The organism is Klebsiella sp. Sb-30 (assembly GCF_057652795.1).
Genome location: NZ_CM172749.1, coordinates 4,073,836 through 4,097,830, shown reverse-complemented (window position 1 = coordinate 4,097,830; position 23,995 = coordinate 4,073,836). Strand labels below are relative to the sequence as shown.

General features: G+C 56.1%; 23 protein-coding genes and 1 other RNA gene. 17 read left to right on the top strand and 7 right to left on the bottom strand.

Going from position 1 to position 23,995, the window contains the following annotated elements:
• The first annotated feature begins 80 nt into the window (after positions 1 to 80).
• From lon to AC236I_RS19145, 5 genes are all read left to right on the top strand, one after another.
• Positions 81 to 2,435, top strand: coding sequence for an endopeptidase La (gene lon, locus AC236I_RS19165; RefSeq protein WP_004858717.1), 2,355 nt, complete (start codon positions 81 to 83; stop codon positions 2,433 to 2,435).
• Positions 2,436 to 2,642: 207 nt separating this feature from the next.
• Positions 2,643 to 2,915: a nucleoid-associated protein HU-beta gene (gene hupB / locus AC236I_RS19160; protein ID WP_002444653.1), complete on the top strand. Its 273-nt coding sequence runs from the start codon at positions 2,643 to 2,645 to the stop codon at positions 2,913 to 2,915.
• 213 nt (positions 2,916 to 3,128) lie between these two features.
• On the top strand, positions 3,129 to 5,003 hold the full coding sequence (gene ppiD, locus AC236I_RS19155) for a peptidylprolyl isomerase (protein WP_099842855.1): 1,875 nt from the start codon (positions 3,129 to 3,131) through the stop codon (positions 5,001 to 5,003).
• 148 nt (positions 5,004 to 5,151) lie between these two features.
• The gene (locus AC236I_RS19150) at positions 5,152 to 5,520 is read left to right on the top strand and encodes a helix-hairpin-helix domain-containing protein (RefSeq protein WP_004858724.1); all 369 of its coding nucleotides are present in this window, start codon (positions 5,152 to 5,154) and stop codon (positions 5,518 to 5,520) included.
• A 110-nt stretch (positions 5,521 to 5,630) separates the two neighbouring features.
• Positions 5,631 to 6,032: a YbgC/FadM family acyl-CoA thioesterase gene (locus AC236I_RS19145; RefSeq protein ID WP_004858725.1), complete on the top strand. Its 402-nt coding sequence runs from the start codon at positions 5,631 to 5,633 to the stop codon at positions 6,030 to 6,032.
• Between the two features lie 215 nt (positions 6,033 to 6,247).
• Here AC236I_RS19145 and queC read toward each other — a convergent pair whose 3' ends face one another.
• Positions 6,248 to 6,943, bottom strand: a complete 696-nt coding sequence (gene queC / locus AC236I_RS19140) for a 7-cyano-7-deazaguanine synthase QueC (protein WP_004858727.1) — start codon at positions 6,941 to 6,943, stop codon at positions 6,248 to 6,250.
• A gap of 66 nt (positions 6,944 to 7,009) precedes the next feature.
• On the bottom strand, positions 7,010 to 8,710 hold the full coding sequence (locus tag AC236I_RS19135; protein WP_015585026.1) for an SgrR family transcriptional regulator: 1,701 nt from the start codon (positions 8,708 to 8,710) through the stop codon (positions 7,010 to 7,012).
• Between the two features lie 1,088 nt (positions 8,711 to 9,798).
• Here AC236I_RS19135 and cof point away from each other — a divergent pair.
• On the top strand, positions 9,799 to 10,617 hold the full coding sequence (gene cof / locus AC236I_RS19130; protein ID WP_004858732.1) for an HMP-PP phosphatase: 819 nt from the start codon (positions 9,799 to 9,801) through the stop codon (positions 10,615 to 10,617).
• A 45-nt stretch (positions 10,618 to 10,662) separates the two neighbouring features.
• On the opposite strand, the gene AC236I_RS19125 is transcribed toward cof, so the two are convergent.
• Complete coding sequence (locus tag AC236I_RS19125) at positions 10,663 to 11,715, bottom strand: PLP-dependent cysteine synthase family protein (protein ID WP_004858737.1); 1,053 nt, start codon at positions 11,713 to 11,715, stop codon at positions 10,663 to 10,665.
• Positions 11,716 to 11,830: 115 nt separating this feature from the next.
• Between AC236I_RS19125 and AC236I_RS19120 the strand changes: the two genes are divergently transcribed.
• From AC236I_RS19120 to amtB, 5 genes are all read left to right on the top strand, one after another.
• Positions 11,831 to 12,289 carry an Lrp/AsnC family transcriptional regulator gene (locus tag AC236I_RS19120; RefSeq protein ID WP_004858739.1) on the top strand — a complete coding sequence of 153 codons (459 nt, stop codon included), beginning with the start codon at positions 11,831 to 11,833 and terminating at the stop codon, positions 12,287 to 12,289.
• Between the two features lie 42 nt (positions 12,290 to 12,331).
• On the top strand, positions 12,332 to 14,104 hold the full coding sequence (locus AC236I_RS19115; RefSeq protein WP_004858741.1) for a SmdA family multidrug ABC transporter permease/ATP-binding protein: 1,773 nt from the start codon (positions 12,332 to 12,334) through the stop codon (positions 14,102 to 14,104).
• Positions 14,097 to 15,875: a SmdB family multidrug efflux ABC transporter permease/ATP-binding protein gene (locus AC236I_RS19110; protein WP_004858742.1), complete on the top strand. Its 1,779-nt coding sequence runs from the start codon at positions 14,097 to 14,099 to the stop codon at positions 15,873 to 15,875. Before AC236I_RS19115 ends, AC236I_RS19110 begins: the two co-directional genes overlap by 8 nt.
• Positions 15,876 to 16,117: 242 nt before the next feature.
• A complete protein-coding gene (gene glnK, locus AC236I_RS19105) occupies positions 16,118 to 16,456 on the top strand; it encodes a P-II family nitrogen regulator (RefSeq protein ID WP_004858743.1) in 339 nt (112 codons plus the stop codon).
• Positions 16,457 to 16,489: 33 nt separating this feature from the next.
• Positions 16,490 to 17,776, top strand: coding sequence for an ammonium transporter AmtB (amtB, locus tag AC236I_RS19100; RefSeq protein WP_004858745.1), 1,287 nt, complete (start codon positions 16,490 to 16,492; stop codon positions 17,774 to 17,776).
• A gap of 98 nt (positions 17,777 to 17,874) precedes the next feature.
• Here amtB and tesB read toward each other — a convergent pair whose 3' ends face one another.
• On the bottom strand, positions 17,875 to 18,738 hold the full coding sequence (gene tesB / locus AC236I_RS19095) for an acyl-CoA thioesterase II (protein WP_004858746.1): 864 nt from the start codon (positions 18,736 to 18,738) through the stop codon (positions 17,875 to 17,877).
• Positions 18,739 to 18,957: 219 nt separating this feature from the next.
• On the opposite strand from tesB, the gene AC236I_RS19090 reads away from it, so the two are divergent.
• Positions 18,958 to 19,470 carry a YbaY family lipoprotein gene (locus tag AC236I_RS19090; RefSeq protein ID WP_004858747.1) on the top strand — a complete coding sequence of 171 codons (513 nt, stop codon included), beginning with the start codon at positions 18,958 to 18,960 and terminating at the stop codon, positions 19,468 to 19,470.
• A gap of 37 nt (positions 19,471 to 19,507) precedes the next feature.
• Here the strand turns inward: AC236I_RS19090 and AC236I_RS19085 are convergent, their stop codons facing one another.
• Both AC236I_RS19085 and AC236I_RS19080 read right to left on the bottom strand, forming a co-directional pair.
• Complete coding sequence (locus AC236I_RS19085) at positions 19,508 to 19,819, bottom strand: MGMT family protein (RefSeq protein WP_004858749.1); 312 nt, start codon at positions 19,817 to 19,819, stop codon at positions 19,508 to 19,510.
• 65 nt (positions 19,820 to 19,884) lie between these two features.
• Positions 19,885 to 20,136 (bottom strand): hypothetical protein, encoded by a 252-nt coding sequence (locus tag AC236I_RS19080; protein WP_050461073.1) that lies wholly within the window; start codon positions 20,134 to 20,136, stop codon positions 19,885 to 19,887.
• 165 nt (positions 20,137 to 20,301) lie between these two features.
• Between AC236I_RS19080 and ffs the strand changes: the two genes are divergently transcribed.
• The 3 genes from ffs (at position 20,302) to AC236I_RS19065 (ending at position 21,262) form a co-directional block, all read left to right on the top strand.
• An RNA gene (gene ffs / locus AC236I_RS19075) (signal recognition particle sRNA small type) lies at positions 20,302 to 20,398 on the top strand.
• A 394-nt stretch (positions 20,399 to 20,792) separates the two neighbouring features.
• Positions 20,793 to 21,050, top strand: a complete 258-nt coding sequence (locus AC236I_RS19070) for a hypothetical protein (protein WP_015585023.1) — start codon at positions 20,793 to 20,795, stop codon at positions 21,048 to 21,050.
• Complete coding sequence (locus AC236I_RS19065; RefSeq protein WP_004858752.1) at positions 21,047 to 21,262, top strand: hypothetical protein; 216 nt, start codon at positions 21,047 to 21,049, stop codon at positions 21,260 to 21,262. The genes AC236I_RS19070 and AC236I_RS19065 overlap by 4 nt, the downstream gene beginning before the upstream one ends.
• Before the next feature lie 132 nt (positions 21,263 to 21,394).
• Here the strand turns inward: AC236I_RS19065 and yczR are convergent, their stop codons facing one another.
• The gene (yczR, locus tag AC236I_RS19060) at positions 21,395 to 22,822 is read right to left on the bottom strand and encodes a MocR-like transcription factor YczR (protein ID WP_044351770.1); all 1,428 of its coding nucleotides are present in this window, start codon (positions 22,820 to 22,822) and stop codon (positions 21,395 to 21,397) included.
• A 92-nt stretch (positions 22,823 to 22,914) separates the two neighbouring features.
• On the opposite strand from yczR, the gene yczE reads away from it, so the two are divergent.
• Both yczE and AC236I_RS19050 read left to right on the top strand, forming a co-directional pair.
• Positions 22,915 to 23,529 (top strand): membrane protein YczE, encoded by a 615-nt coding sequence (gene yczE, locus AC236I_RS19055; RefSeq protein WP_004858761.1) that lies wholly within the window; start codon positions 22,915 to 22,917, stop codon positions 23,527 to 23,529.
• A 92-nt stretch (positions 23,530 to 23,621) separates the two neighbouring features.
• Positions 23,622 to 23,975, top strand: coding sequence for a DUF1428 domain-containing protein (locus tag AC236I_RS19050; RefSeq protein ID WP_004858763.1), 354 nt, complete (start codon positions 23,622 to 23,624; stop codon positions 23,973 to 23,975).
• Positions 23,976 to 23,995: the final 20 nt, after the last annotated feature.

Below are 23,995 nucleotides of genomic sequence, written 5' to 3'. Positions count from 1 at the left end.
CTGGATTACATATTAACGGCGTCGCGATGACGAGTCGTGCCGCTGGCTACCTGGCGGACTTTAAACTAAGAGAGAGCTCTATGAATCCTGAGCGTTCTGAACGCATTGAAATCCCCGTATTGCCGTTGCGCGATGTGGTGGTTTATCCGCACATGGTCATACCCCTGTTTGTAGGGCGGGAAAAATCTATCCGTTGTCTTGAAGCGGCTATGGACCATGATAAAAAAATCATGCTGGTTGCGCAGAAAGAAGCTTCGACGGATGAGCCGGGTGTAAATGATCTTTTCACCGTCGGGACCGTGGCGTCAATTTTACAGATGCTGAAGCTGCCTGATGGCACCGTCAAAGTGCTGGTTGAAGGCCTGCAGCGCGCGCGTATTTCTGCACTGTCTGATAACGGCGAGCATTTTTCAGCGAAAGCAGAGTACCTGGAATCGCCGGCGATCGACGAACGCGAGCAGGAAGTCCTGGTGCGCACCGCGATCGGTCAGTTTGAAGGCTACATCAAGCTGAACAAGAAAATCCCGCCGGAAGTGCTGACGTCGCTCAACAGCATCGACGATCCTGCGCGTCTGGCTGATACCATTGCTGCGCACATGCCGCTTAAGCTGGCAGATAAGCAGTCCGTCCTCGAGATGTCCGACATTAACGAACGTCTGGAATATCTGATGGCGATGATGGAATCGGAAATCGATCTGCTGCAGGTTGAGAAGCGTATTCGCAACCGCGTGAAAAAGCAGATGGAAAAGTCTCAGCGTGAGTACTATCTGAATGAGCAGATGAAGGCCATCCAGAAAGAGCTTGGCGAGATGGACGATGCCCCGGACGAGAACGAAGCGCTGAAGCGCAAGATCGACGCGGCAAAAATGCCGAAAGAGGCGAAAGAAAAAACCGAAGCGGAACTGCAAAAGCTGAAGATGATGTCGCCGATGTCGGCGGAAGCGACCGTCGTACGCGGCTACATCGACTGGATGGTGCAGGTGCCGTGGAGCGCGCGCAGCAAGGTCAAAAAAGATCTGCGTCAGGCTCAGGAGATCCTCGATACCGACCATTACGGCCTGGAGCGCGTGAAGGATCGTATCCTTGAGTATCTCGCAGTACAGAGCCGCGTCAACAAGCTGAAAGGGCCGATTCTGTGCCTGGTTGGACCGCCGGGGGTGGGTAAAACCTCGCTGGGCCAGTCCATCGCTAAAGCCACCGGCCGTAAGTACGTGCGTATGGCGCTGGGCGGCGTGCGTGATGAAGCGGAAATCCGCGGTCACCGCCGGACCTACATCGGCTCAATGCCGGGCAAACTGATCCAGAAAATGGCGAAAGTGGGGGTGAAAAACCCGCTGTTCCTGCTGGATGAGATCGACAAAATGTCCTCCGACATGCGCGGCGATCCGGCCTCAGCGCTGCTGGAAGTGTTAGATCCGGAACAGAACGTGGCGTTTAACGACCACTATCTGGAAGTGGACTACGATCTGAGCGATGTCATGTTTGTGGCGACCTCTAACTCCATGAACATTCCGGCGCCGCTGCTGGATCGTATGGAAGTGATTCGTCTGTCCGGTTATACCGAAGACGAAAAACTGAACATCGCCAAACGTCACCTGCTGTCTAAGCAGATTGAGCGTAATGCGCTGAAGAAAGGCGAGCTGACCGTAGAGGACAGCGCGATCGTCGGGATTATTCGCTATTACACCCGTGAAGCGGGCGTGCGTGGGCTGGAGCGTGAAATTTCCAAGCTGTGCCGTAAGGCGGTTAAACAGCTGCTGCTGGATAAGTCACTGAAGCACATCACGATTAATGGTGATAACCTGCATGATTTCCTTGGCGTGCAGCGCTATGACTACGGTCGTGCGGATAGCGAAAACCGCGTCGGCCAGGTCACCGGTCTGGCATGGACGGAAGTGGGCGGCGATCTGCTGACCATCGAAACCGCCTGTGTGCCGGGTAAAGGCAAGCTGACCTATACCGGTTCGCTGGGCGAAGTGATGCAGGAGTCTATTCAGGCTGCGCTGACCGTGGTCCGTTCGCGTGCGGATAAGCTGGGAATTAATTCGGATTTCTACGAAAAACGTGATATTCACGTTCACGTTCCGGAAGGGGCGACGCCGAAAGACGGTCCGAGCGCCGGTATTGCGATGTGTACCGCGCTGGTCTCCTGTCTGACGGGGAATCCGGTACGCGCTGACGTCGCGATGACGGGGGAAATTACCCTGCGTGGTCAGGTGCTGCCAATCGGCGGTCTGAAGGAAAAACTGCTGGCGGCACATCGCGGCGGCATTAAGACTGTTCTGATTCCTGATGAAAATAAACGTGACCTTGAAGAAATTCCAGATAACGTTATTGCCGATTTAGATATCCATCCGGTGAAACGAATCGAAGAAGTTCTGACACTTGCGTTGCAGAACGAACCATTCGGCATGCAGGTCGTCACGGCAAAATAGTGATTTCGCGCAAATAGCGCTAAGAAAAGTGGGGCTGGGAAGTAAATTCGTACTTGCCAGCCTTTTTTTGTGTAGCTAACTTAGATCGCTGGCAGGGGGTCATCTACAACTCTGTTGTAAGGGCATGACAGTCCTGATATAACTGCTGCGCGGTCGCACCACGAAGGATTCTGGTGCGATATAAATTATAAAGAGAGGAAGAGAACAGTGAATAAATCTCAACTGATTGACAAAATTGCTGCGGGTGCGGACATTTCTAAAGCTGCAGCCGGACGTGCGTTAGATGCTTTAATTGCTTCTGTTACTGAATCTCTGCAGGCTGGAGATGACGTTGCGCTGGTCGGGTTTGGTACCTTTGCTGTGAAAGAGCGCGCTGCCCGTACTGGTCGCAACCCGCAAACAGGTAAAGAAATTACCATCGCTGCTGCCAAAGTGCCGGGTTTCCGTGCCGGTAAAGCGCTGAAAGACGCGGTAAACTGATCGGCTTCCCATCAGGGAATGTGACGAAGTACAAGGGCGCATCGCGAGATGTGCCTTTTTTATTTGCCCGGAACCCGACTTTATGTGTGTTTGTACGCACTTGTGGGCTGACAATCACCCCATTTTCTTGTCAAAATAGGTCCTCACGCGCGGCAGCCATCACGTGCTATGCTGCGCGAGCTAAAGTCATCTACAGCGGAGCGTTGTTACACCATGATGGACAACCTACGCACGGCCGCCAATAGCGTCGTGCTCAAGATTATTTTCGGTATCATCATTATCTCGTTCATTTTGACCGGGGTGAGTGGTTACCTGATTGGCGGCAGTAACAATTATGCCGCGAAAGTTAACGACCAGGAAATTGGTCGCTCACAGTTTGAAAATGCCGTTGCCAGCGAACGTAACCGTATGCAGCAGCAGCTTGGCGATCAGTTCTCTGAACTGGCGGCCAACGAAAACTACATGAAAACCATGCGTCAGCAGGTGCTGAACCGTCTGATTGACGAGTCGCTGCTTGACCAGTACGCCCGCGAACTCGGACTGAGCGTCAGCGATGCTCAAGTCAAACAGGCTATCTTCCAGACTCAGGCTTTCCAGACTGACGGCCAATTTGATAACGAACGTTTTAGCGGTATCGTGAATCAAATGGGCATGACCACCGATCAGTACGCGCAGGCGCTGCGCAACCAGCTGACAACTCAGCAGCTGATTAATGCCATTGCCGGTACTGACTTTATGCTGCCCGGTGAATCCGATCAGCTGGCTGCGCTGGTATCCCAGCAACGCGTAGTGCGTGAAGCCACCATCGATGTCAATGCACTGGCGGCGAAGCAGACGGTGACCGATGAGGAAGTCAACGCTTACTACCAGCAAAACCAGGCCCGTTTCATGGCGCCGGAGCAGTTCCGCGTGAGCTACATCAAAATGGATGCGGCTGGCATGCAGGAGAACGCCTCTGACGAGGAAATCCAGTCCTGGTATGATCAGCATCAGGATCAGTTCACGCAGCCGCAGCGTAACCGCTACAGCGTGATTCAGACCAAGACCGAAGCCGATGCCCAGACGGTTCTGGATGAGCTGAAGAAAGGGGCCGATTTCGCCACCCTGGCGAAAGAAAAATCTACCGACATTATCTCTGCCCGCAACGGTGGCGATATGGGCTGGATGGACGATGCTGCGACGGTACCAGAGCTGAAAAATGCCGGTCTGAAAGAAAAAGGCCAGCTTTCTGGCGTGATTAAATCTTCCGTTGGTTTCCTGGTTGTCCGTCTTGATGATGTTCAGCCGGCGAAGGTTAAACCGCTGGCCGAAGTTCGCGATGATATCGCGGCGAAAGTGAAGCAGGAAAAAGCGCTGGATGCTTACTACGCGCTGCAGCAGAAAGTGAGCGATGCCGCCAGCAATGATAACGAATCGCTGGCCAGCGCTGCACAGGCTGCGAATGTGAAAGTGACCGAAACCGGCTGGTTTGGGCGTGACAATTTGCCAGAAGAGCTGAACTTTAAACCGGTTGCCGATGCTATCTTCAACGGCGGTCTGGTGGGCGAGAACGGTACGCCGGGCAGCAACTCCGATATCATCACCGTCGATGGCGATCGCGCCTTTGTTCTGCGTATCAGCGAGCACAAAGCGGAAGCCGTGAAGCCACTGGCAGATGTGAAAGCGCAGGTTATCGATATCGTCAAACATACCAAAGCTGAACAGCAGGCGAAGCTGGATGCAGACAAGCTGCTGGCCGCGCTCAAAGATGGTAAAGGTGACGAGGCGATGAAAGCCGCAGGTTTAAGCTTCGGCCCGGCGCAGACGCTGGCACGTACCGGTCAGGATCCCTTGAGCCAGGCGGCGTTTGCTCTGCCGCTGCCGCAGCAGGGTAAACCTGTCTACGGTATGGGTAGCGACATCAAAGGCAACGTGGTGCTGCTGGCGCTGGACGAGGTCAAAGCCGGCGACATGCCGGAAGCGCAGAAAAAAGCCATGGTGCAAGGCATCACGCAGAACAATGCTCAGATTGCTTTCGAAGCGCTGATGAGCAACCTGCGTAAGTCCGCGAAAATTAAACTCGGCGATGCTATCGACCAACAGCAATAATTTCGTGACGCTTCGCAAAAATCAGTAACGTGATGTAATCCTCAAAGGCCGCTTTCGCGGCCTTTTCCATTTCTGCGGTTTGTCTTTTGTACTCTATTTCCACCCTCGCTATTGTGATCCCGCTGTCTACAAACAAGGAGATAACAGCATGAAACGTGGATTGAAAACGCTTATTGCCGCCGCCGTACTGGTTTGCGCGGCAGGACATCAGGGTGTACTTGCCGCCCCTTCCAGCGGGAAAACGTCGGCGACGGCAAAGGAGAGCGTGCAGACGCCGCAGGCGAAGGTGCCTGAGACGTTAAACGCGACTGAGAGTGATGGAATCAGGGTGAGTATCAATAGTGCCAGCGCAGAGGAGCTGGCAAAGGCTTTGAATGGCGTCGGTCTGAAGAAAGCGCAGGCAATCGTGAGCTATCGCGAAGAGTACGGACCATTTAAAACCGTTGACGATCTTAAGCAGGTCCCGGGGATGGGGCACTCGCTGGTGGAGAGAAATCTGTCACATCTGAAGTTATAAATTTTCAGCACAAGTTTGCACAGTCGTCATTATTTGCCAGAATGAAGAGGTCACATAAGTGGTGTGACCTCTGACCTCAAAACAACAATGAAAGATAAGGCATGTGCGCTATGCAGACACAAATCAAAGTTCGCGGCTATCATCTCGACGTCTATCAGCACGTCAATAATGCGCGTTATCTGGAATTTCTCGAAGAGGCGCGTTGGGACGGCCTGGAAAGCAGCCCGGCTTTTCACTGGATGACCGCACGCAACATCGCCTTCGTGGTGGTGAATATCAATATCAATTATCGCCGCCCGGCGGTGTTAGGCGATGTGCTTACCGTCACCAGCAAACTGGAACAGCTGAACGGGAAAAGCGGAACATTAAGCCAGGTGGTAACTCTCAATCCTAACGGCGAAGGGGTAGCCGATGCGCTAATCACCTTTGTCTGCATCGATCTTAAAACGCAGAAGGCGCTGCCGCTGGAGGGGGAACTGCGCGAGAAACTGATTCAGCTGGAGCCTTGCTGACAGGCCAGTCGGAGGCATGTGTCCCGGATGCGCTATCGCGCATCCGTCTCAGCTAACGGCCATAGAGAAAATGCCGGGTGGTGGCTGATGCCTTACCCGGCCGACGGTGCGTTGCGGATTTGGTACTGGAATTGCGCTGACCGGCTACGGGCTTGATGTCATGCGCGGATCTTACAGGCCCGGTATGGCGTCAGCCGCTACCGGGAAATGACCGGTTACTGTAGCCCGGTTTTCTGTTTCATCACTGCCATAATACCCGGCCGATCGGCCTCGTACTGGCTTAGCCCGTTGGCGCGCAGGTTACAGGCCGCGCACTGTCCGCAGCCGTCGCCTTTAATGCCGTTATAGCAGGTCAGGGTTTCATGGCGCACCAGTGCTAACTGGCCCCAGTAATCGGCTAAGGCCCATGTCTCGGCTTTGTTAAGCCACATCAGCGGCGTCTCGAAGCGAATATCTTTCGCCATTCCGAGGCTGACGGCATGGTGCAGCGCTTTCACGAACTCATCGCGGCAGTCCGGGTAGCCGGAAAAATCGGTTTCGCACACGCCGGTAATGATCGCCTCTGCCTTAACCTGGTAGGCGTAAATCGCCGTCAGGGTTAAAAACAGGATATTACGCCCGGGCACGAAGGTATTCGGGATACCGCTGGCTTCCGGCTCATAGTCCGGCACCGGGATGTTATCGCGGGTCAGGCTGCTGACGGCAAGCTCGTTAAGCAACGTCACGTCGAGCACCTTATGGGCAACGGCGCCCAGCTTTAACGCCAGAGAGCGAGCGACGTCAATTTCCGCGCGGTGGCGTTGGCCATAATCAAAAGTGACGCAGTGCACTTCATCGTACTGTTGCAGAGCCTGCACCAGGCAGGTCGTTGAATCTTGTCCTCCGCTGAAGACAACTACGGCGCGTTTCATGGCAATTCCTGACAATCAAAGTGAAAGCGATATGGTAGCGCCTGATGGGCGCGGCGACCAGCTTCATCACGGCGGCGATGCCGGTAGCCAGGCGCTGGTGAAATCAAACCAGCCCCGGGCGTTAAGCTGCAGGCCGTTTACGCCCGGAGGGGCACTGATGCGATAATTGTAATTAAATAGCGGCGTCATGATGGCATCGTCCATCAGGATATTGAAGACATTGCGCAACGCTTCGTTGCGGCTGCGTTCTTCAGGCTGCGCCTGGACGGCATCGAGGGTGGCCTGCAGATGAGCATACTGTGCCCCGGTCAATAAATGAGGCCACATCGTATCGCAACGCAGCCACTGTTCCAGCGTGTATTCCGGCGCTTCGCCGATCAGCCGATCGCCCATGACCAAATCCGCCTGCGCCAGTTCCTGGCAACCGTGCCAGTTTTTGGCGTCGTGAAAAATGAGCTTCAGTTCACAACCGAGGGCGGCAAGCCGTAGGCGGAGCTGTTCTGCCATCGTGTGCAGTTCGACCGGCAGGTGATACAGCAACGTAAGCTGTTCGGGCAGAGGAATATCCTGATTCTCTGGCCCCTGGGGAATGGTCCATCCGGGCAACACCTCGTTGCTGGGAGTAATCAAATCTTCGTCGAGCGGAAGCGTCTTCAGCAGTGAAGAGCGGTGAATCAGCGATACCAGACGTTGCGCCTGAGCTTTGCTGAGGCGAGGGCTCTGACGCAGCGCCAGGTAGCAAAAACCGAGGCTGATGCTATTGCTGACCTGACGAAGATTTGCCAGCTTGTCCGGATCGCCAATGGTAATCTGCACCGGGTGGCGGCAGCTGGTGCCCAGATTCTGCTCAAACAGCTGGGGAGTGATCCAGTACTCCACCGCCTGGATCAGCGGGTGGTTCAGATGATAGCGCGGATGATTCTCCAGCCGCACCAGCTCCGGGCTGAACAGTTTCAGACGGAACGGCCCGCTACCGACCGTGGGTTCATCGGGATGCGCCAGTAAGCTGCCGTCGCTGGCGAGGCGGAACGGTAGCCAGTAATCCGGGCGATGCAGCGTAATCGTAAGACACTGCGCATGCGTGACATCGATTCGGTTAATGCTGGCAAACAGGGTACGCAGGGCGGGCAGCTCCAGCAACATCAGCAGCCGCCGCCGAAGCTGCAGCGTTTCTATCGGATCGCCATTATGCCAGAACAGCGTTGAGCGGATATAAAACTGCCAGCGCAGGCCGTCCGGCGATACCTGCCAGTGGTGGGCTAAATCACCGGCCGGAGCGCTATTTTGTGCTCCAAAGCGCGTCAGGCCAGAAAAAATTTGCCCGGCAAGATGTTGTTCGGCGCGACCGGGTAAAAACCCCGGCTGCAGAGCGTCAAGCGGGCGATAGTAGGGAATGCGCAAAGTCGGCGTATTGTTTTGCCACTGACCGCCAAGAAAAGGTGACAGCAGCGCCTTCAGCTCTTCCGTCGCCAGCTGAGCCAGCTCCAGCGCATTTTTCTGCTGGCCGTTATTCAGCGCCAGCTCCATCATCTCATTACGTAAGGCGTCTGGCGCGGTGTGAAAAATCAGCGTGCCGCGTTTTCCGCGCCCGGGAGTCGCCTGCCAGCTCAACCAGCCGGCCTCCTGCGCCTGGCGAAGCAGCGTTCGAATATGGCGCTCGCTGCAAAAACAGCGTTCTGCCAGCTCACTTACGGTCACCTGCTGTGGCGCGCCGGAGGAGGGGAGCCACAGGCGCTGGTACTGGTTCAGCCGGTTCAGTAATCTCATATACACTTCATCCTTCAACCTGCCTCTGCGTTGGCTACGCTTGCTCACCCCGGTCACTTACTGGAGTAAGCTCCCGGGGATTCGCGCACTTGCCGCCTTGATGCAGGCCGAATGATTTTGTGTATATTCATCTCACCTGACAAGACTGCCTCTGCGCTGCTTGCGCTTGCTCATCCCGGTCATTTACTGGAGTAAGCTTCCGGGGATTCGCGCACTTGCCGCCTTGATGCAGGCCGAATGATTTTGTGTATATTCATCTCACCTGACAAGACTGCCTCTGCGCTGCTTGCGCTTGCTCATCCCGGTCACTTACTGGCGTAAGCTCCCGGGGATTCGCGCACTTGCCGCCTTGATGCAGGCCGAATGATTTTGTGTATATTCATCTCACCTGACAAGACTGCCTCTGCGCTGCTTGCGCTTGCTCATCCCGGTCACTTACTGGAGTAAGCTTCCGGGGATTCGCGCACTTGCCGCCTTGATGCAGGCCGAATGATTTTGTGTATATTCATCTCACCTGACAAGACTGCCTCTGCGCTGCTTGCGCTCGCTCACCCGGTCACTTACTGGAGTAAGCTCCCGGGGATTCGCGCACTTGCCGCCTTGATGCAGGCCGAATGATTTTGTGTATATTCATCTCACCTGACAAGACTGTCTCTGCGCTGCTTGCGCTTGCTCACCCGGTCATTTACTGGCGTAAGCTTCCGGGGATTCGCGCACTTGCCGCCTTGATGCAGGCCGAATGATTTTGTGTATATTCACCTCACCTGACAAGACTGCCTCTGTGCTGCTTGCGCTTGCTCATCCCGGTCACTTACTGGAGTAAGCTCCCGGGGATTCGCGCACTTGCCGCCTTGATGCAGGCCGAATGATTTTGTGTATATTCATCTCACCTGACAAGACTGCCTCTGCGCTGCTTGCGCTTATTCACACCTGTTACCCAGGCTGTCCTTCGGCCTCGCCCCTTCGGAGCCTGCGCGAGCGCGGTTTGTAAAACCGGAACAATAAAATTTATCTATTCACTATTACTTCCGTATATCTCAGGTGATACTGGAACTCAAGTAAAACTCACCGTGCTTTTGGGAGCTCACATGGCAAGACTCGCTGCTTTTGATATGGACGGCACGCTGCTGCTGCCGGACCATCGTCTGGGAACGTCAACGCTCTCAACGCTGAAGCGCCTGCGCGATCGTGACATTACCCTGACCTTTGCCACGGGACGCCATGCGCTGGAAATGCGCCACGTCATCGGTGAGTTCTCGCTGGATGCTTACTTAATTACCGGCAACGGTACGCGGATTCACGCGCTGGATGGTGAAGAACTGCACCGTAGCGATCTTGATCCTGGCGTCGCGGAAGCGGTGCTCCACCGTCGCTGGGATACGGCGGCCAGTATGCACGTCTTTAACGACGGTGGCTGGTTTACCGGGCAAGCGATGCCCGAGTTGCTCAAAGCGCATATTTTCAGCGGCTTCCGCTATCAGATATACGATCCCAGGCGGATGCCGACGGATAACGTCACCAAAGTCTGCTTCTGCGGCGATCACGACGATCTCCAGCGGCTCAACGTTCAGCTGGCTGAAGCACTCGGGGATCGCGCGCATATTTGTTTTTCAGCGTTCGACTGCCTGGAAGTGCTGCCGAATGGTTGTAATAAAGGCGCTGCGCTGGCGGTACTCAGCCAGCATCTGGGCCTGTCGATGCAGGATTGTATGGCGTTTGGCGACGCCATGAACGACCGCGAAATGCTCGGTAGCGTGGGGCGCGGGGTCATTATGGGTAACGCAATGCCGCAGCTCAAAGCTGAACTGCCGCATTTACCGGTTATTGGAGACTGTCGCCATGAAGCGGTCTCCCATTTTTTAACTCATTGGCTGGATAATCCCGATCTTCCTTATTCCCCCGAATAAACAGACCCTTCCAGCAAGCCAGACACCCTTGGTGTCTGGCTTTTTTTATTGGGTGTTCACCATCTCCGCGATTTTTGCCTGCCACGGAGTGATATCGCCGATCTGGCTCGCGACCCACTGCGGGTTGTAATAGCTTTCCAGATAGCGTTCGCCGCTGTCGCACAGCAGAGTGACGATAGAACCGGTACGCCCCTCAGCGCGCATACGCACGGCAAGCTCAAGCACGCCCCACATATTGGTGCCGGTGGAGGCGCCGACTTTGCGACCAAGCAGCGTTTCCAGCCACAGGGCGGTGGCGACGCTGGCCGCGTCCGGGACCCGCAGCATCTCATCGACGACATCAGGAATAAATGATGGCTCGACGCGCGGACGACCGATACCTTCGATTTTGCTTCCGACCGGGCTGCGCAGGCCGGCATCGCGGCTCTGCCAGTAGTCGAGGAACACCGAGTTTTGCGGATCAACCACCAGCAGCTGCGTATCATAGCCCTGACTGCGGATATAGCGGCCAATCGTGGCCGAAGTCCCACCGGTCCCCGCACTCATCACGATGTATGAGGGCTGCGGATGCGGTTCATGGGTCATCTGCCGAAAGATGCTGTCGGCAATATTGTTATTGCCGCGCCAGTCCGTCGCCCGTTCAGCGAAGGTAAACTGATCCATATAATGGCCGTTCAGTTCGCGAGCCAGTCTTTCGGAGGCGGCATAGATTTCACACGCGCTCTCGACAAAGTGACAGCGTCCGCCATAAAACTCAATCTGCTCAATTTTGCGTTTTGCCGTACAGGAAGGCATAACGGCGATAAACGGCAGACCGAGCAGGCGCGCAAAGTAGGCTTCAGAAACCGCCGTCGAGCCGGAAGAGGCTTCGATAATCGTCGTCCCTTCCTTAATCCAGCCGTTACACAGGCCGTAAAGGAACAGAGAGCGCGCCAGGCGGTGTTTCAGGCTGCCGGTAGGATGGGTGCTCTCATCTTTCAGGTAGATCTGAATACCCGGGAACCCGGGCAGCGCGAGGCGAATAAGGTGCGTGTCGGCGGAACGCTGATAATCGGCGTTGATTTCACTGATTGCGTGTTTTACCCAGGCGCTATTCATCGTCATTTCCTGTTTGTCATTTTGTGCCCAGCTTAACGGAAGTGTGAGGAAAAATTGTTGCTATTTAGCCTTTCAATTACAATGAAGGGAGAAAATTTTTCTCCGGAGGTGCCTCATGCTAGATAAAATTGACCGTAAGCTGCTTTCTTTACTGCAAACTGACTGCACCCTCTCTTTGCAGGCGCTGGCTGATGCCGTTAATCTGACCACCACGCCCTGCTGGAAACGGCTGAAGCGGCTGGAAGATGAGGGGATCCTGCTCGGGCGCGTGGCGCTGCTGGATGCCGAAAAGCTGGGGCTCGGTCTGACGGCATTTGTACTGATTAAGACCCAGCATCACAGCAGCGACTGGTACTGCCGCTTCGTCAGCGAAGTCACGCAGATGGCGGAAGTCCTCGGTTTCTGGCGTATGGCGGGAGAGTATGATTACCTGCTGCGGGTGCAGGTGGCGGATATGAAACGCTACGATGATTTTTATAAACGGTTGGTGAACAGCGTCCCCGGGCTGTCTGATGTCACTTCGAGTTTCGCGATGGAACAGATAAAATACACCACTGCCTTACCTATTGATTAACGGCGTTTGCCGCGACGATTTATACACTCAGGATTTAACTGCTTGCGATTATTTGCTCAACTTAGCTGGTACTTCCGCCGGGAGTGGCGCCGTTATCTCGGTGCTATTGCCCTGCTGGCCATTATCGCCGTTTTACAGCTGATTCCGCCAAAGGTGGTGGGAATCGTGGTTGACGGCGTCACCAGACAACATTACACCGCGGAGAAGGTGTGGATGTGGATCGGCGCGTTGGTCCTGATCGCGGTGATGGTCTATCTGCTGCGCTACGTCTGGCGCGTGCTGCTTTTTGGTGCCTCTTATCAGCTGGCCGTGGAGCTACGGGAGGACTTTTACCGTCAGCTCAGCCGTCAGCATCCGGCTTTTTACCTGCGCCACCGCACCGGCGACCTGATCGCGCGCGCCACCAACGATGTTGATCGAGTGGTTTTTGCTGCGGGGGAAGGGGTGCTGACGCTGGTGGACTCGATGGTAATGGGCTGTGCGGTATTGATCGTGATGTCGACGCAAATCAGCTGGCAGCTCACCCTGCTGGCGCTACTGCCGATGCCGGTGATGGCCCTGGTTATCAAGCGTAACGGTGATGCGCTCCATGAACGCTTCCGCGTCGCGCAGGCGGCATTCTCCAGCCTCAACGATCGTACTCAGGAGAGCCTGACCAGCATCCGCATGATTAAGGCCTTTGGCCTGGAGGACCGGCAATCGGCGCAGTTTGCTGCCGATGCGGCGGATACCGGCAGGAAAAACATGCGCGTGGCGCGGATTGATGCGCGCTTTGATCCGACTATCTATATCGCGATTGGCACGGCTAACCTGCTGGCGATCGGCGGCGGGAGCTGGATGGTGCTGCAGGGCAGTATGACCCTCGGCCAGCTAACCAGCTTTGTGATGTATCTCGGTTTGATGATTTGGCCGATGCTGGCGCTGGCATGGATGTTTAACATCGTGGAACGCGGCAGCGCGGCCTACAGTCGGATCCGCACGATGCTCGAGGAGGCGCCGACCGTCAACGATGGTCATGAGCTGGCCCCGGAAGGGCGCGGTGCGCTGAGCGTCGCCGTACGCGAATTTATCTATCCGCAGGCGAATAAGGCCTCGCTGGAGAAGGTCAACTTCGTGCTCCAGCCTGGGCAAATGCTGGGCATTTGCGGGCCAACCGGCGCAGGGAAAAGCACGATTCTGGCGCTGATTCAGCGCCACTTTGATGTCACGCAAGGGGATATTCGCTTCCATGATATTCCGCTGACGCGGCTGCAGCTCGATAGCTGGCGCGCCCGGCTGGCGGTAGTGAACCAGACGCCGTTTCTGTTTTCCGACACCGTCGCCAACAACATCGCGCTCGGCAGGCCCGATGCAACGCCGGAGCAAATTGAGCATGTTGCGCGGCTGGCCAGCGTGCACGACGATATTCTGCGCCTGCCGCAGGGATATGAAACGGAAGTCGGCGAACGCGGCGTGATGCTGTCCGGCGGGCAAAAACAGCGCATTTCCATCGCCCGCGCGCTGTTGCTGGAAGCCGAGATTCTGATTCTTGACGATGCGCTGTCGGCGGTGGATGGCCGGACCGAGCATCAGATATTGCATAATCTGCGGCAGTGGGGAGAGGGGCGAACGGTTATTATCAGCGCCCATCGCCTGTCGGCACTGACTGAGGCCAGCGAGATTCTGGTGATGCAACACGGGCATATTGTCCAGCGCGGTCGTCACGATGGACTGGTGGCGCAGCCCGGCTGGTATCGCGATATGTATCGCTATCAACAGCTGGAAGCGGCGCTGGACGATGCGCCGCAGGATCACGAGGAGGCCGCTGATGCGTAGTTTTTCCGAGCTCTGGCCGACTTTAAAACGCCTGCTGGCCTACGGTTCCCCGTGGCGTAAACCGCTGATTATCGCGGTGGTGATGATGTGGATTGCCGCGGCCGCCGAGGTCAGTGGTCCGCTGCTGATTAGCTACTTTATCGATAATATGGTGGCGAAGAACTCGGTGCCGCTGAAGCTGGTCTGCGGTCTTGCCGCGGCCTACCTCGGCCTGCAGATCCTTGCGGCGACCCTGCACTATAACCAGTCGCTGCTGTTTAACCGCGCCGCCGTTGGCGTGGTGCAGCAGCTGCGCAGTGATGTGATGGATGCCGCGCTGCGCCAGCCGCTGAGCGAATTTGATACCCAGCCGGTCGGGCAACTGATCTCCCGCGTCACCAACGACACGGAAGTGATCCGCGATCTGTACGTCACGGTGGTGGCGACGGTGCTGCGTAGCGCGGCGCTGATAGGCGCAATGCTGGTGGCGATGTTCAGCCTTGACTGGCGCATGGCGCTGGTGGCGCTGACTATTTTCCCGGCGGTGTTGATCGTGATGATGATTTATCAACGCTACAGCACGCCGATCGTGCGTCGGGTACGGGCCTGGCTGGCCGATATCAACGACGGCTTTAATGAAGTCATCAACGGGATGGGTGTGATCCAGCAGTTCCGCCAGCAGGCGCGTTTTGGCGAGCGGATGCGCGAAGCCAGCTATGCGCACTATCTGGCGCGGATGCAAACGCTGCGCCTCGATGGTTTCCTGCTGCGTCCGCTGCTGAGCCTGTTCTCAACGCTGGTGCTCTGCGGGCTGCTGATGCTGTTTGGATTCAGCTCGGCCGGCACAATTGAAGTCGGGGTGCTGTACGCCTTTATCAGCTACCTGGGGCGCCTGAATGAGCCGCTGATCGAGCTAACAACCCAGCAGTCGATGCTTCAGCAGGCGGTCGTCGCCGGCGAGCGCGTCTTCGAACTGATGGATCGCCCGCGTCAGGCGTGGGGCCAGGACAGTGCGCCGCTGCGCAGCGGCACCGTGTCAATTGAGAATCTCTCTTTTGCTTATCGTGGCGATCGTCTGGTGCTGCAGGACATTAACCTGGATATTCCGTCCCGTGGTTTTGTGGCGCTGGTGGGGCACACCGGCAGCGGTAAAAGCACCCTGGCCAGTCTGATGATGGGCTACTACCCGCTGAGCAAAGGGGAAATTCGTATCGACGGTCGCCCGCTCGCTTCACTGAGCCACAGCGCGTTGCGCCAGGGCGTTGCCATGGTGCAGCAGGATCCGGTGGTGCTGGCGGATACCTTTTATGCCAACGTCACGCTCGGTCGCGATATCAGCGAGGCGCAGGTCTGGGAGGCGCTGGAGTCGGTGCAGCTGGCAGAACTGGCGCGCGGAATGAGCGAGGGGATTTATACGCAGCTGGGCGAGCAGGGGAATAATCTGTCGGTGGGACAGAAGCAGCTGCTGGCGCTGGCGCGGGTGCTGGTGGATACCCCGCAGATTTTGATTCTCGATGAAGCGACGGCGAATATCGATTCCGGCACCGAACAGGCGATTCAGCAAGCGTTGGCTAAAGTTCGTCAGCACACCACGCTGGTGGTGATTGCACATCGTCTGTCGACGATTGTTGAGGCCGACACCATTCTGGTGCTCCACCGTGGGCAGGCGGTTGAGCGTGGCAATCATCAGCAGTTGCTGGCAGCAAAAGGGCGCTACTGGCAAATGTATCAGCTGCAGCTGGCCGGCGAAGAGCTGGCTGCCAGCGCGCAGGAAGAGTCGCTGATCGCCTGATGCACTATAAGCAAGCACCCGTGCTGGCGCGGTTTAGCATGGTGCAAAAATGCAACGCCTGATGCACTGAAATGGTGCGTTTTTGGCTGTGGTCGGCGTTTTTCCGCTACCTTCTGCCACTGTTGTGCTGTTTTCTTCGTTAAAAGGGCCGCTATGCGGCCCTTTTTCATTTCTGGCATAGCCCTTGCTTTATTCCCTGTGTGTTAGCTGCTGCCATTACGAATTCAGAGCGGAGGGGACTTATGAAGCTGGTTACCGTGGTAATCAAACCATTCAAACTGGAAGATGTGCGTGAAGCGTTATCTTCCATCGGCATTCAGGGCCTGACGGTCACTGAGGTAAAAGGGTTTGGCCGTCAGAAAGGCCACGCCGAGCTGTACCGTGGTGCCGAATACAGCGTCAATTTTCTGCCAAAGGTGAAGATTGATGTCGCGATTGCCGACGATCAGCTTGATGAGGTCGTTGATGTGATTAGTAAAGCGGCCTACACCGGAAAAATTGGCGATGGCAAAATTTTCGTCGCCGAGTTGCAACGCGTTATTCGCATCCGCACCGGCGAAGCCGACGAAGCGGCACTGTAACGTCCAGACCACACAGTGATGGGGATCGAGAAAATGAAAATAGCAACAATGAAAACGGGTCTGGGTTCGCTGGCACTGCTTCCGGGGCTGGCGATGGCCGCACCGGCGGTGGCAGATAAAGCCGACAACGCCTTTATGATGATTTGCACCGCGCTGGTGCTGTTTATGACCATTCCGGGCATTGCGCTGTTCTATGGTGGCCTGATTCGCGGTAAAAACGTGCTCTCTATGCTGACCCAGGTCATCGTCACCTTTGGGCTGGTATGTGTGCTGTGGGTGGTTTATGGCTACACCCTGGCGTTTGGTACCGGCGGCAGCTTCTTCGGCAGCTTCGACTGGGTATTATTGAAAAACATAGAGCTGAAAGCGCTGATGGGGACCTTCTATCAGTACATCCACGTCGCTTTCCAGGGCTCCTTCGCCTGCATCACCGTTGGCCTGATCGTGGGCGCGCTGGCTGAACGTATTCGCTTCTCCGCGGTGCTGATTTTCGTCGTCGTCTGGATGACGCTCTCCTATGTGCCGATTGCACACATGGTATGGGGCGGTGGTCTGCTGGCGACGCACGGCGCGCTGGATTTCGCCGGTGGTACCGTAGTGCATATCAACGCCGCCGTTGCCGGTCTGGTGGGCGCCTATATGATGGGCAAACGCGTTGGCTTTGGCAAAGAAGCGTTCAAACCGCATAACCTGCCGATGGTCTTCACCGGGACGGCAATCCTGTATGTTGGCTGGTTTGGCTTTAACGCCGGTTCCGCGAGTGCGGCGAACGAAATTGCCGCGCTGGCTTTCGTCAACACCGTTGTGGCGACCGCTGCGGCTATTCTGGCCTGGACCTTCGGCGAATGGGCGACCCGCGGTAAACCTTCTCTGTTAGGTGCCTGTTCCGGGGCGATTGCTGGTCTGGTTGGCGTTACCCCGGCATGTGGTTACATCGGTGTAGGCGGCTCACTGATTGTGGGTCTCGCCTCCGGCCTGGCGGGTCTGTGGGGGGTAACGGTTCTGAAACGCTGGTTGCGTGTTGATGACCCGTGCGATGTGTTCGGCGTACACGGTGTCTGCGGTATCGTGGGCTGTATCCTGACCGGTATCTTTGCCGCAACCTCTCTGGGCGGCGTCGGCTATGCGGAAGGCGTTACCATGGGCCATCAGCTGCTGGTACAGCTGGAAAGTATCGGCATCACTATCGTCTGGTCCGGCATTGTGGCCTTCATCGGTTATAAAGTGGCGGATATGACCGTAGGTCTGCGTGTTCCGGAAGAGCAGGAACGCGAAGGTCTGGATGTCAACAGCCACGGCGAAAACGCCTACAACGCCTGATAAATTGAGTCATCTCCAGTAGCAGCAAAGCCTCCCGTCGGGAGGCTTTTTTTCGTCATGAGGGACAGCATCAGGCGTTATCCCTCGCCCATGACATCTTACGCGTTACGGTTACGCATGACCCCTTCCTGCACCGTTGATGCCACAAGCGTGCCATCCTGAGTATAAAACTCACCGCGAACGAAGCCCCGGGCGCTGGACGCAGAAGTGCTCTCAACGCTGTACAGCAGCCAGTCGTTAATGTTGAACGGGCGATGGAACCACATTGAGTGGTCGATCGTCGCTACCTGCATCCCCGGCTCCAGGAACCCGACGCCGTGCGGCTGGAGCGCCACCGGCAGGAAATTGAAATCGGAAGCGTAGCCCAGCAGATATTGATGGATACGAATATCCTCCGGCACCGCGCCGTTAGCGCGGATCCACACCTGACGGGTTGGCTCCGCAACGTGGCCCTTCAGCGGGTTGTGAAACTCAACCGGGCGGATTTCCAGCGGTTTGTCGCTGAGGAACTTATCTCTGGCCTGCGGCGGCAGCAGGTGCGCCAGCTTGCGCGCGATGTCGGTTTCGGAAGGCAGACCATCCGGCGCAGGGGCGGCCGGCATCGATTTCTGGTGCTCATAGCCGGGTTCTGGCGCCTGGAAAGAGGCGGTCATATAAAAAATGGGTTTCCCGTTTTGAATGGCCGCGACCCGACGGGCGCTGAAGCTGTTACCATCGCGCAGCACTTCGACGTCATAAATAATCGGTTTCTGGCTATCGCCAGGGCGCAGGAAATAGCTGTGGAATGAATGGATCAGACGCTCGGCAGGCACGGTTTCTTTCGCCGCGTACAGCGCCTGACCGACGACCTGGCCGCCAAAAACCTGACGTAAACCCAGATCTTCACTCTGCCCGCGGAATAACCCTTCTTCAATTTTTTCCAGATTCAATAATGCCAGCAGATTGGTTAGTGCCTGACTCATATTTACCCTCAATCAATGATAACTGCCTTGCGCAGCGCGTATTGAGGCCAAGTATAACCTGGAATCGCAAGTGGTCCGATGGGTGTAATAATCTGAATAAAGGGCCATTTGCAGGAAGAGAACTGAGATCTGTGCCACACTTATCCACGATGCCAATGTTACTGCTCGCCAGTCGGCAGGACATACTCCTGCAAGTAAAGGGATGAAAAGGAGAACATAATGAAATTTGCCTATATGTTAAGTGCTTTAGCCGTTGCAACCGCGTTGACCGCCTGCGCGAATAATCACGGCGCCACGACGGCCAATAACGCGGCTGCCCCCGATCCATATGGCATTGCGTCACTGACTTCTTCGCAGCAGCAGCCTAATGTATCAGGGACTATCTCGATCCGGCAGAGAGTCGCCCTACCGCCGGATGCGGTACTGACTGTCACCTTATCGGATGCGTCACTGGCCGATGCGCCGGCGCATGTCCTGGCGCAGAAAACGGTTCGTACCGAAGGTCAGCAGCCGCCGTATAACTTTGTCCTGCCTTACAACCCGGCGGATATTAAACCGAATGCCCGCATTTTGCTGAGCTCAGCCATTACGGTTAACGGTCAGATGATGTTTATCACCGATACCGTGCAGACGGTGGTGAATGGGGGAGGGAACCGGGCCGACCTGATTCTGGTGCCGGTACAGCAGACGGCCGTACCGGTCGCCAGCAGCGATGCTCCTGCCGCGCAGTAAGCCATCTATGCCCCTGCCGAGGGGCATTTTTTTACCTTCAGTAAATCCAGCGATAGTGCTGCAGATCGATATGGCCGCTGCCGGACACCTGGACACCTTCAGCCAGCAGCGCCTGGCGCTGGCGCTGCAGATCCGGGCCAGTAAGGGAAATGTCGCCGTGGCGGTTGACCACCCGGTGCCAGGGAAGCGTGGAGCCTTCAGGCAGGCGCTTGAGGACCCCGCCAACCTGGCGCGCCGCACGGGGTGAACCCGCCAGCCGTGCGATATCGCCATAGGTGGCGACGTAACCTTCCGGAATTGAGGCCACAATTTGCCAGACCCGCCGGGGAAAAGTGTCGTGAGAATCCATCGTGCGTCCTGTAAACCGGGAAAGGCTCAGAATAAGCGCTGACTGAGTGGCTGTACAGCGTGGGGCTATAAGGGGTTGACGATAGTGAAATCGAGTGCGAGGCCAGAAATCGACATCCCGTACACGTTGCCGTGCGAACCGATGGCTATCAAGCTTTCGAAAAATTTCAGGTACCGGGAACGAGGATTGATAATCAGCGTGGCCCGCAGAGAAGCGCGCTGCTGTGAGAGAATCGGGCAGACGAGGCGGCCGCGGGCTTCGAAGGGCCGTCTGCGCAAATCACTACGCCGCAGGACGCCGACCGTGGAATAGAGCATCGCAGCCGGGGCAACGTCGCGTTGCCGGTCTCGCCAGGGTTAGACAAGCTTTTCGCCCGTCGCTGCACAATAAACCAGCATCCGGTTGGGGTGAGCTTGCAATTCGTTGGTCCAGTAGGGATAATGCGGCTGCGCGTTGGATAACGACGCTCTCAATGGGGGCTCTGTTGGTTCTCCCGCAACGCTACTCTGTTTACCAGGTCAGATCCGGAAGGAAGCAGCCAGAGCAGACGACGTGTGTGCCGGGATGTAGCTGGCAGGGCCCCCACCCAATTCTGGGGATCCCTGTCTCTTTCCTTGTTTTTCCCATGCTCCAGCGTACAGCAAAAAGACCCGCTTTCGCACTCTGCATGTTGGACTGTTTTTCCCTGATTATTGTGCTCCCGAATCGTGCCAGCACGAGAAGTAGCGGAAAGTTTGCGGATCATCGTGCCTGCCAGTACCGCCTCTAAAAACCCCCTCGGTTTATGCTTTAAAAATATACGTCATAAATCTGAAATAATAATGAAATATTAATGTCATTTTCATGTCACAAATAACTGGCAGATTATCTCTGGGAATTTATTGCCCGATCGGCAGCTGAAAATATATGTCTGGATCAGTTTGTTAACTTCGTGTATTAATTATGATAAATTTATTGCACGGGAAGCATGACGATGACTACAGTAGTTTTGAACGTAAAAATTGATGCGGAGTTAAAAGAAAAGCTGCGTCATTATGCGGAAGTAAATAACGAGAATCTGGGTACTGCAACGGAGAAACTGCTGCTGCTGGCATTTCAAATAGCAGATTCAGCAGGTGAGGCGGGGGTTTCGGAAGAGGATATCGATAGCCAGCATACCGAAGAGGAAGCTTCTCCATTAACCCCTAAAGAAATCAAAGCATTAAGAAAAATTCTGAAGAAGAAAAAATGAAACAACAACTCTCTACAGCCAGCAACTATAGCGAAGCCTGCGACTTATTACGTTCAGGGTATGTTAAGCATGTTCGCCTCAACTGGAATATCGGTAGTGATGAGTTCTTTCGCATTGCCTCCGACTGGTGTGATACCGGGGCGAAAATAAAAAAAGATGAAGATGGTTTTATTATCTCGTTAAAAAGCTTTCCTATCCCACGCCAGCATTAATGAAATTTATTCATTGATGTCATCGGGCTGACATATAGCAATGACATCATGAAGTGCAATTTATAAAAAACATCTCATATGCGTCATGGATGATGACTTTTGACGGGCTGAACCCAGCCCGTCGATATTTTATTATATTATTTTACGCATTCGCGTATTTTCACTCTGTTGCGTCAGACCCGCCCACACTGGCTGCAGGGTTGTAAACGCATTGCGCAACTCCTCATCGTCGAGGGTGAAAGGTAAACGCAAGTAGCGGTCAAAGGCGCCAGCCAGACCGAAGCGTGTCCCGGTACCAATATGAATCCCAAGACTCTCCGCTCTTGCTGAGAAGATCGTCGCCAGCATGCCCGGTAATTCTACCCAAAACGACAGTCCGCCTTCAGGCGATGTGAAGCGCCAGCGGGGAAAGTATTCCGTCATGAGCGCACCACACATATCGCGGCGCGCGGCCAGCATTGCTCGACGCGCCGGGAGCCAGGTGCGATCGTTTTCGAGCAGCCAGCTGCAGGCCAGCTGTTCAAGCAGCGGGGTGCCCAGGTCGAGTGAATCCCGGGCCTGAACTAACGAGGCGATGGTACGAGAGGAGGCGCGGATCCAGCCGATACGCAATCCCCCCCAGAAACTTTTTCCGGCCGAGCCAATCGTGATCACCGGCGCCTCGGGATTGAAGGTCGCCAGCGGCGGCGGCGGCGGAGCGTTGTACCATAAGTCCACCATTGTCTCATCGACCACCAGCGTCGTACGCGTTTGTGCCGCCATATCGGCCACCCGCTGACGGGTGGCGCTATCCATACAGCGACCGGTCGGGTTATGAAAATCAGGCATCAGCCATGCCAGCCGCGGCGCGGTTTGCGCAATGGTTGCCGCCAGTCCGTCGCAGTCCCAGCCGTGCTGCGGCAGGGCGACGCCGACCGGCCGGCAGGAGGCGCCCTGAATGGCGCTGATCGCCATGGGATAGGATGGCGCATCAATCACTACCCGGTCGCCTGGCCCGGTTAGCAGGCGAAGCACCAGCGAAAATGCGCTCAGTGCGCCGTTCACAATCATCACCTCCTCGCTGCGGGTTGGAAGACCTCGTTCGCAGTAGCGGCGGGCTATCGCCTCCCGCAATACCGGCAGACCGTGCTGATCGTAACCGGTATTGGACAGATGCTGCGGCAGCATTGTCAGGGCCTGATGATAGGCCTGGTGAATCTCAGGTCCGGCGCTCAGAGCGGCGGTGGCCAGATTGACCGATGAGGGACGGAAGTCCACTTTTGTCACCGTGTCCGCTCGTTCCGGCAGCGCGATACGCGAACCGCTTCCCTGACGACTGTAAAGATATCCCTCTTCACGCAGCTGGCCGAGCGCGCTGGCGATAGTGGTGCGGCTGACGTTCAGGGCCGCGGCCAGCTCCCGTTCGCCCGGGAGGCGCGTCTCCAGCGTCAGGCGACCATCGAGAATCAGCAGACGCAGGGCGTCCGCCAGCTGGCGCCAGAGCGGCGTTCGGGTCGAAGACTCTTGCCAGTGGCCCAGCAGGCGTACCAGCGATTGCGTACCGAAGCGACGAGAAACCATAGCGATCCACTTTTAAAAAACTGGCCATTAATTATCAATCCATTTTTGCTGATGATGGCGAGGTCCGCAATCATCCAGAGGTAAAATAAAAAATGTTACGTCGATTAGTGCAGCTCTATATCGGTCTTGTTCTGTACGGCGTGTCGACCGCGTTGTTTGTTCATGCCAATCTGGGTGCCGATCCGTGGGATGTTTTTCATCTTGGCGTGGGTAAGCAGTTTGGCCTCGATTTTGGCACGGTGATTATTCTGACCGGGGCTGCGGTACTGCTGTTGTGGATCCCGCTGCGTCAAATGCCGGGTCTGGGAACGGTCAGCAATGTGATCGTGCTGGGGCTGGCGGCAAACGCCACGCTGGCCGTTCTGCCGCCGATGGAGTCGCTGGTGTTGCGCGGTCTGATGCTGATCGGCGCTATCGTGCTGAATGCTCTGGCCACGGGGATGTATATTGGCGCCGGTTTTGGCCCCGGACCGCGTGACGGGCTGATGACCGGTTTGCATGCCCGTACCGGATGGTCTTTGCGGGGGATCCGCACCGTCATTGAGCTATCGGTCCTGGCGATCGGCTGGGCGCTGGGCGGTACCGTTGGCGTCGGCACCGTGCTTTATGCGCTGACGATTGGGCCGCTCATCCAGCTGTGTTTACCCTGGTTTCGCCAGCCGACGGTGCGCAAAGCGGTCAACGCTACCGGTGAGGTCGTCTCCTGATTTTATCCCGTGACCAGGGATGAGGGCTAAACTTAGCCTTACAGATGCGGCCGGGTTCGCCGGTCGCGCTGTTCACTTCGGAGATCATACTCATGAAGTACGTTGATGGTTTTGTCGTTGCCGTGCCCGCGAAAAATAAGGAGGCCTATCGCGAGCTGGCAGCAAAGGCCGCGCCGCTGTTTAAAGAGTTTGGTGCGCTACGGGTGGTGGAGTGCTGGGCGGACGATGTGCCGGACGGTAAGCTCACCGATTTTCGCATGGCGGTGAAAGCCGAGAGCGACGAAGAGGTTGTGTTCAGCTGGATAGAATATCCGTCAAAAGAGGTGCGCGACGCGGCGAATGCCACCATGATGGCCGACCCAAGGATGAAAGCGTTCGGCGATAGCATGCCGTTTGATGGTAAACGAATGATTTTCGGCGGCTTCCTGCCATTACTGGATGAATAATCTGTCCCGCCGTCCCTTTC

Coding starts and splice junctions, on each gene's coding strand:
- AC236I_RS19145 (WP_004858725.1), top strand. CDS start 5,631: ATGCAGACACAAATCAAAGTTCGCGGCTATCATCTCGACGTCTATCAG.
- AC236I_RS19065 (WP_004858752.1), top strand. CDS start 21,047: ATGAAACAACAACTCTCTACAGCCAGCAACTATAGCGAAGCCTGCGAC.
- AC236I_RS19070 (WP_015585023.1), top strand. CDS start 20,793: ATGACTACAGTAGTTTTGAACGTAAAAATTGATGCGGAGTTAAAAGAA.
- AC236I_RS19110 (WP_004858742.1), top strand. CDS start 14,097: ATGCGTAGTTTTTCCGAGCTCTGGCCGACTTTAAAACGCCTGCTGGCC.
- AC236I_RS19085 (WP_004858749.1), bottom strand. CDS start 19,819: ATGGATTCTCACGACACTTTTCCCCGGCGGGTCTGGCAAATTGTGGCC.
- cof (WP_004858732.1), top strand. CDS start 9,799: ATGGCAAGACTCGCTGCTTTTGATATGGACGGCACGCTGCTGCTGCCG.
- AC236I_RS19050 (WP_004858763.1), top strand. CDS start 23,622: ATGAAGTACGTTGATGGTTTTGTCGTTGCCGTGCCCGCGAAAAATAAG.
- AC236I_RS19135 (WP_015585026.1), bottom strand. CDS start 8,710: ATGAGATTACTGAACCGGCTGAACCAGTACCAGCGCCTGTGGCTCCCC.
- yczR (WP_044351770.1), bottom strand. CDS start 22,822: ATGGTTTCTCGTCGCTTCGGTACGCAATCGCTGGTACGCCTGCTGGGC.
- ppiD (WP_099842855.1), top strand. CDS start 3,129: ATGATGGACAACCTACGCACGGCCGCCAATAGCGTCGTGCTCAAGATT.
- AC236I_RS19080 (WP_050461073.1), bottom strand. CDS start 20,136: ATGCTCTATTCCACGGTCGGCGTCCTGCGGCGTAGTGATTTGCGCAGA.
- AC236I_RS19150 (WP_004858724.1), top strand. CDS start 5,152: ATGAAACGTGGATTGAAAACGCTTATTGCCGCCGCCGTACTGGTTTGC.
- queC (WP_004858727.1), bottom strand. CDS start 6,943: ATGAAACGCGCCGTAGTTGTCTTCAGCGGAGGACAAGATTCAACGACC.
- AC236I_RS19120 (WP_004858739.1), top strand. CDS start 11,831: ATGCTAGATAAAATTGACCGTAAGCTGCTTTCTTTACTGCAAACTGAC.
- glnK (WP_004858743.1), top strand. CDS start 16,118: ATGAAGCTGGTTACCGTGGTAATCAAACCATTCAAACTGGAAGATGTG.
- tesB (WP_004858746.1), bottom strand. CDS start 18,738: ATGAGTCAGGCACTAACCAATCTGCTGGCATTATTGAATCTGGAAAAA.
- yczE (WP_004858761.1), top strand. CDS start 22,915: ATGTTACGTCGATTAGTGCAGCTCTATATCGGTCTTGTTCTGTACGGC.
- AC236I_RS19125 (WP_004858737.1), bottom strand. CDS start 11,715: ATGAATAGCGCCTGGGTAAAACACGCAATCAGTGAAATCAACGCCGAT.
- lon (WP_004858717.1), top strand. CDS start 81: ATGAATCCTGAGCGTTCTGAACGCATTGAAATCCCCGTATTGCCGTTG.
- AC236I_RS19090 (WP_004858747.1), top strand. CDS start 18,958: ATGAAATTTGCCTATATGTTAAGTGCTTTAGCCGTTGCAACCGCGTTG.
- amtB (WP_004858745.1), top strand. CDS start 16,490: ATGAAAATAGCAACAATGAAAACGGGTCTGGGTTCGCTGGCACTGCTT.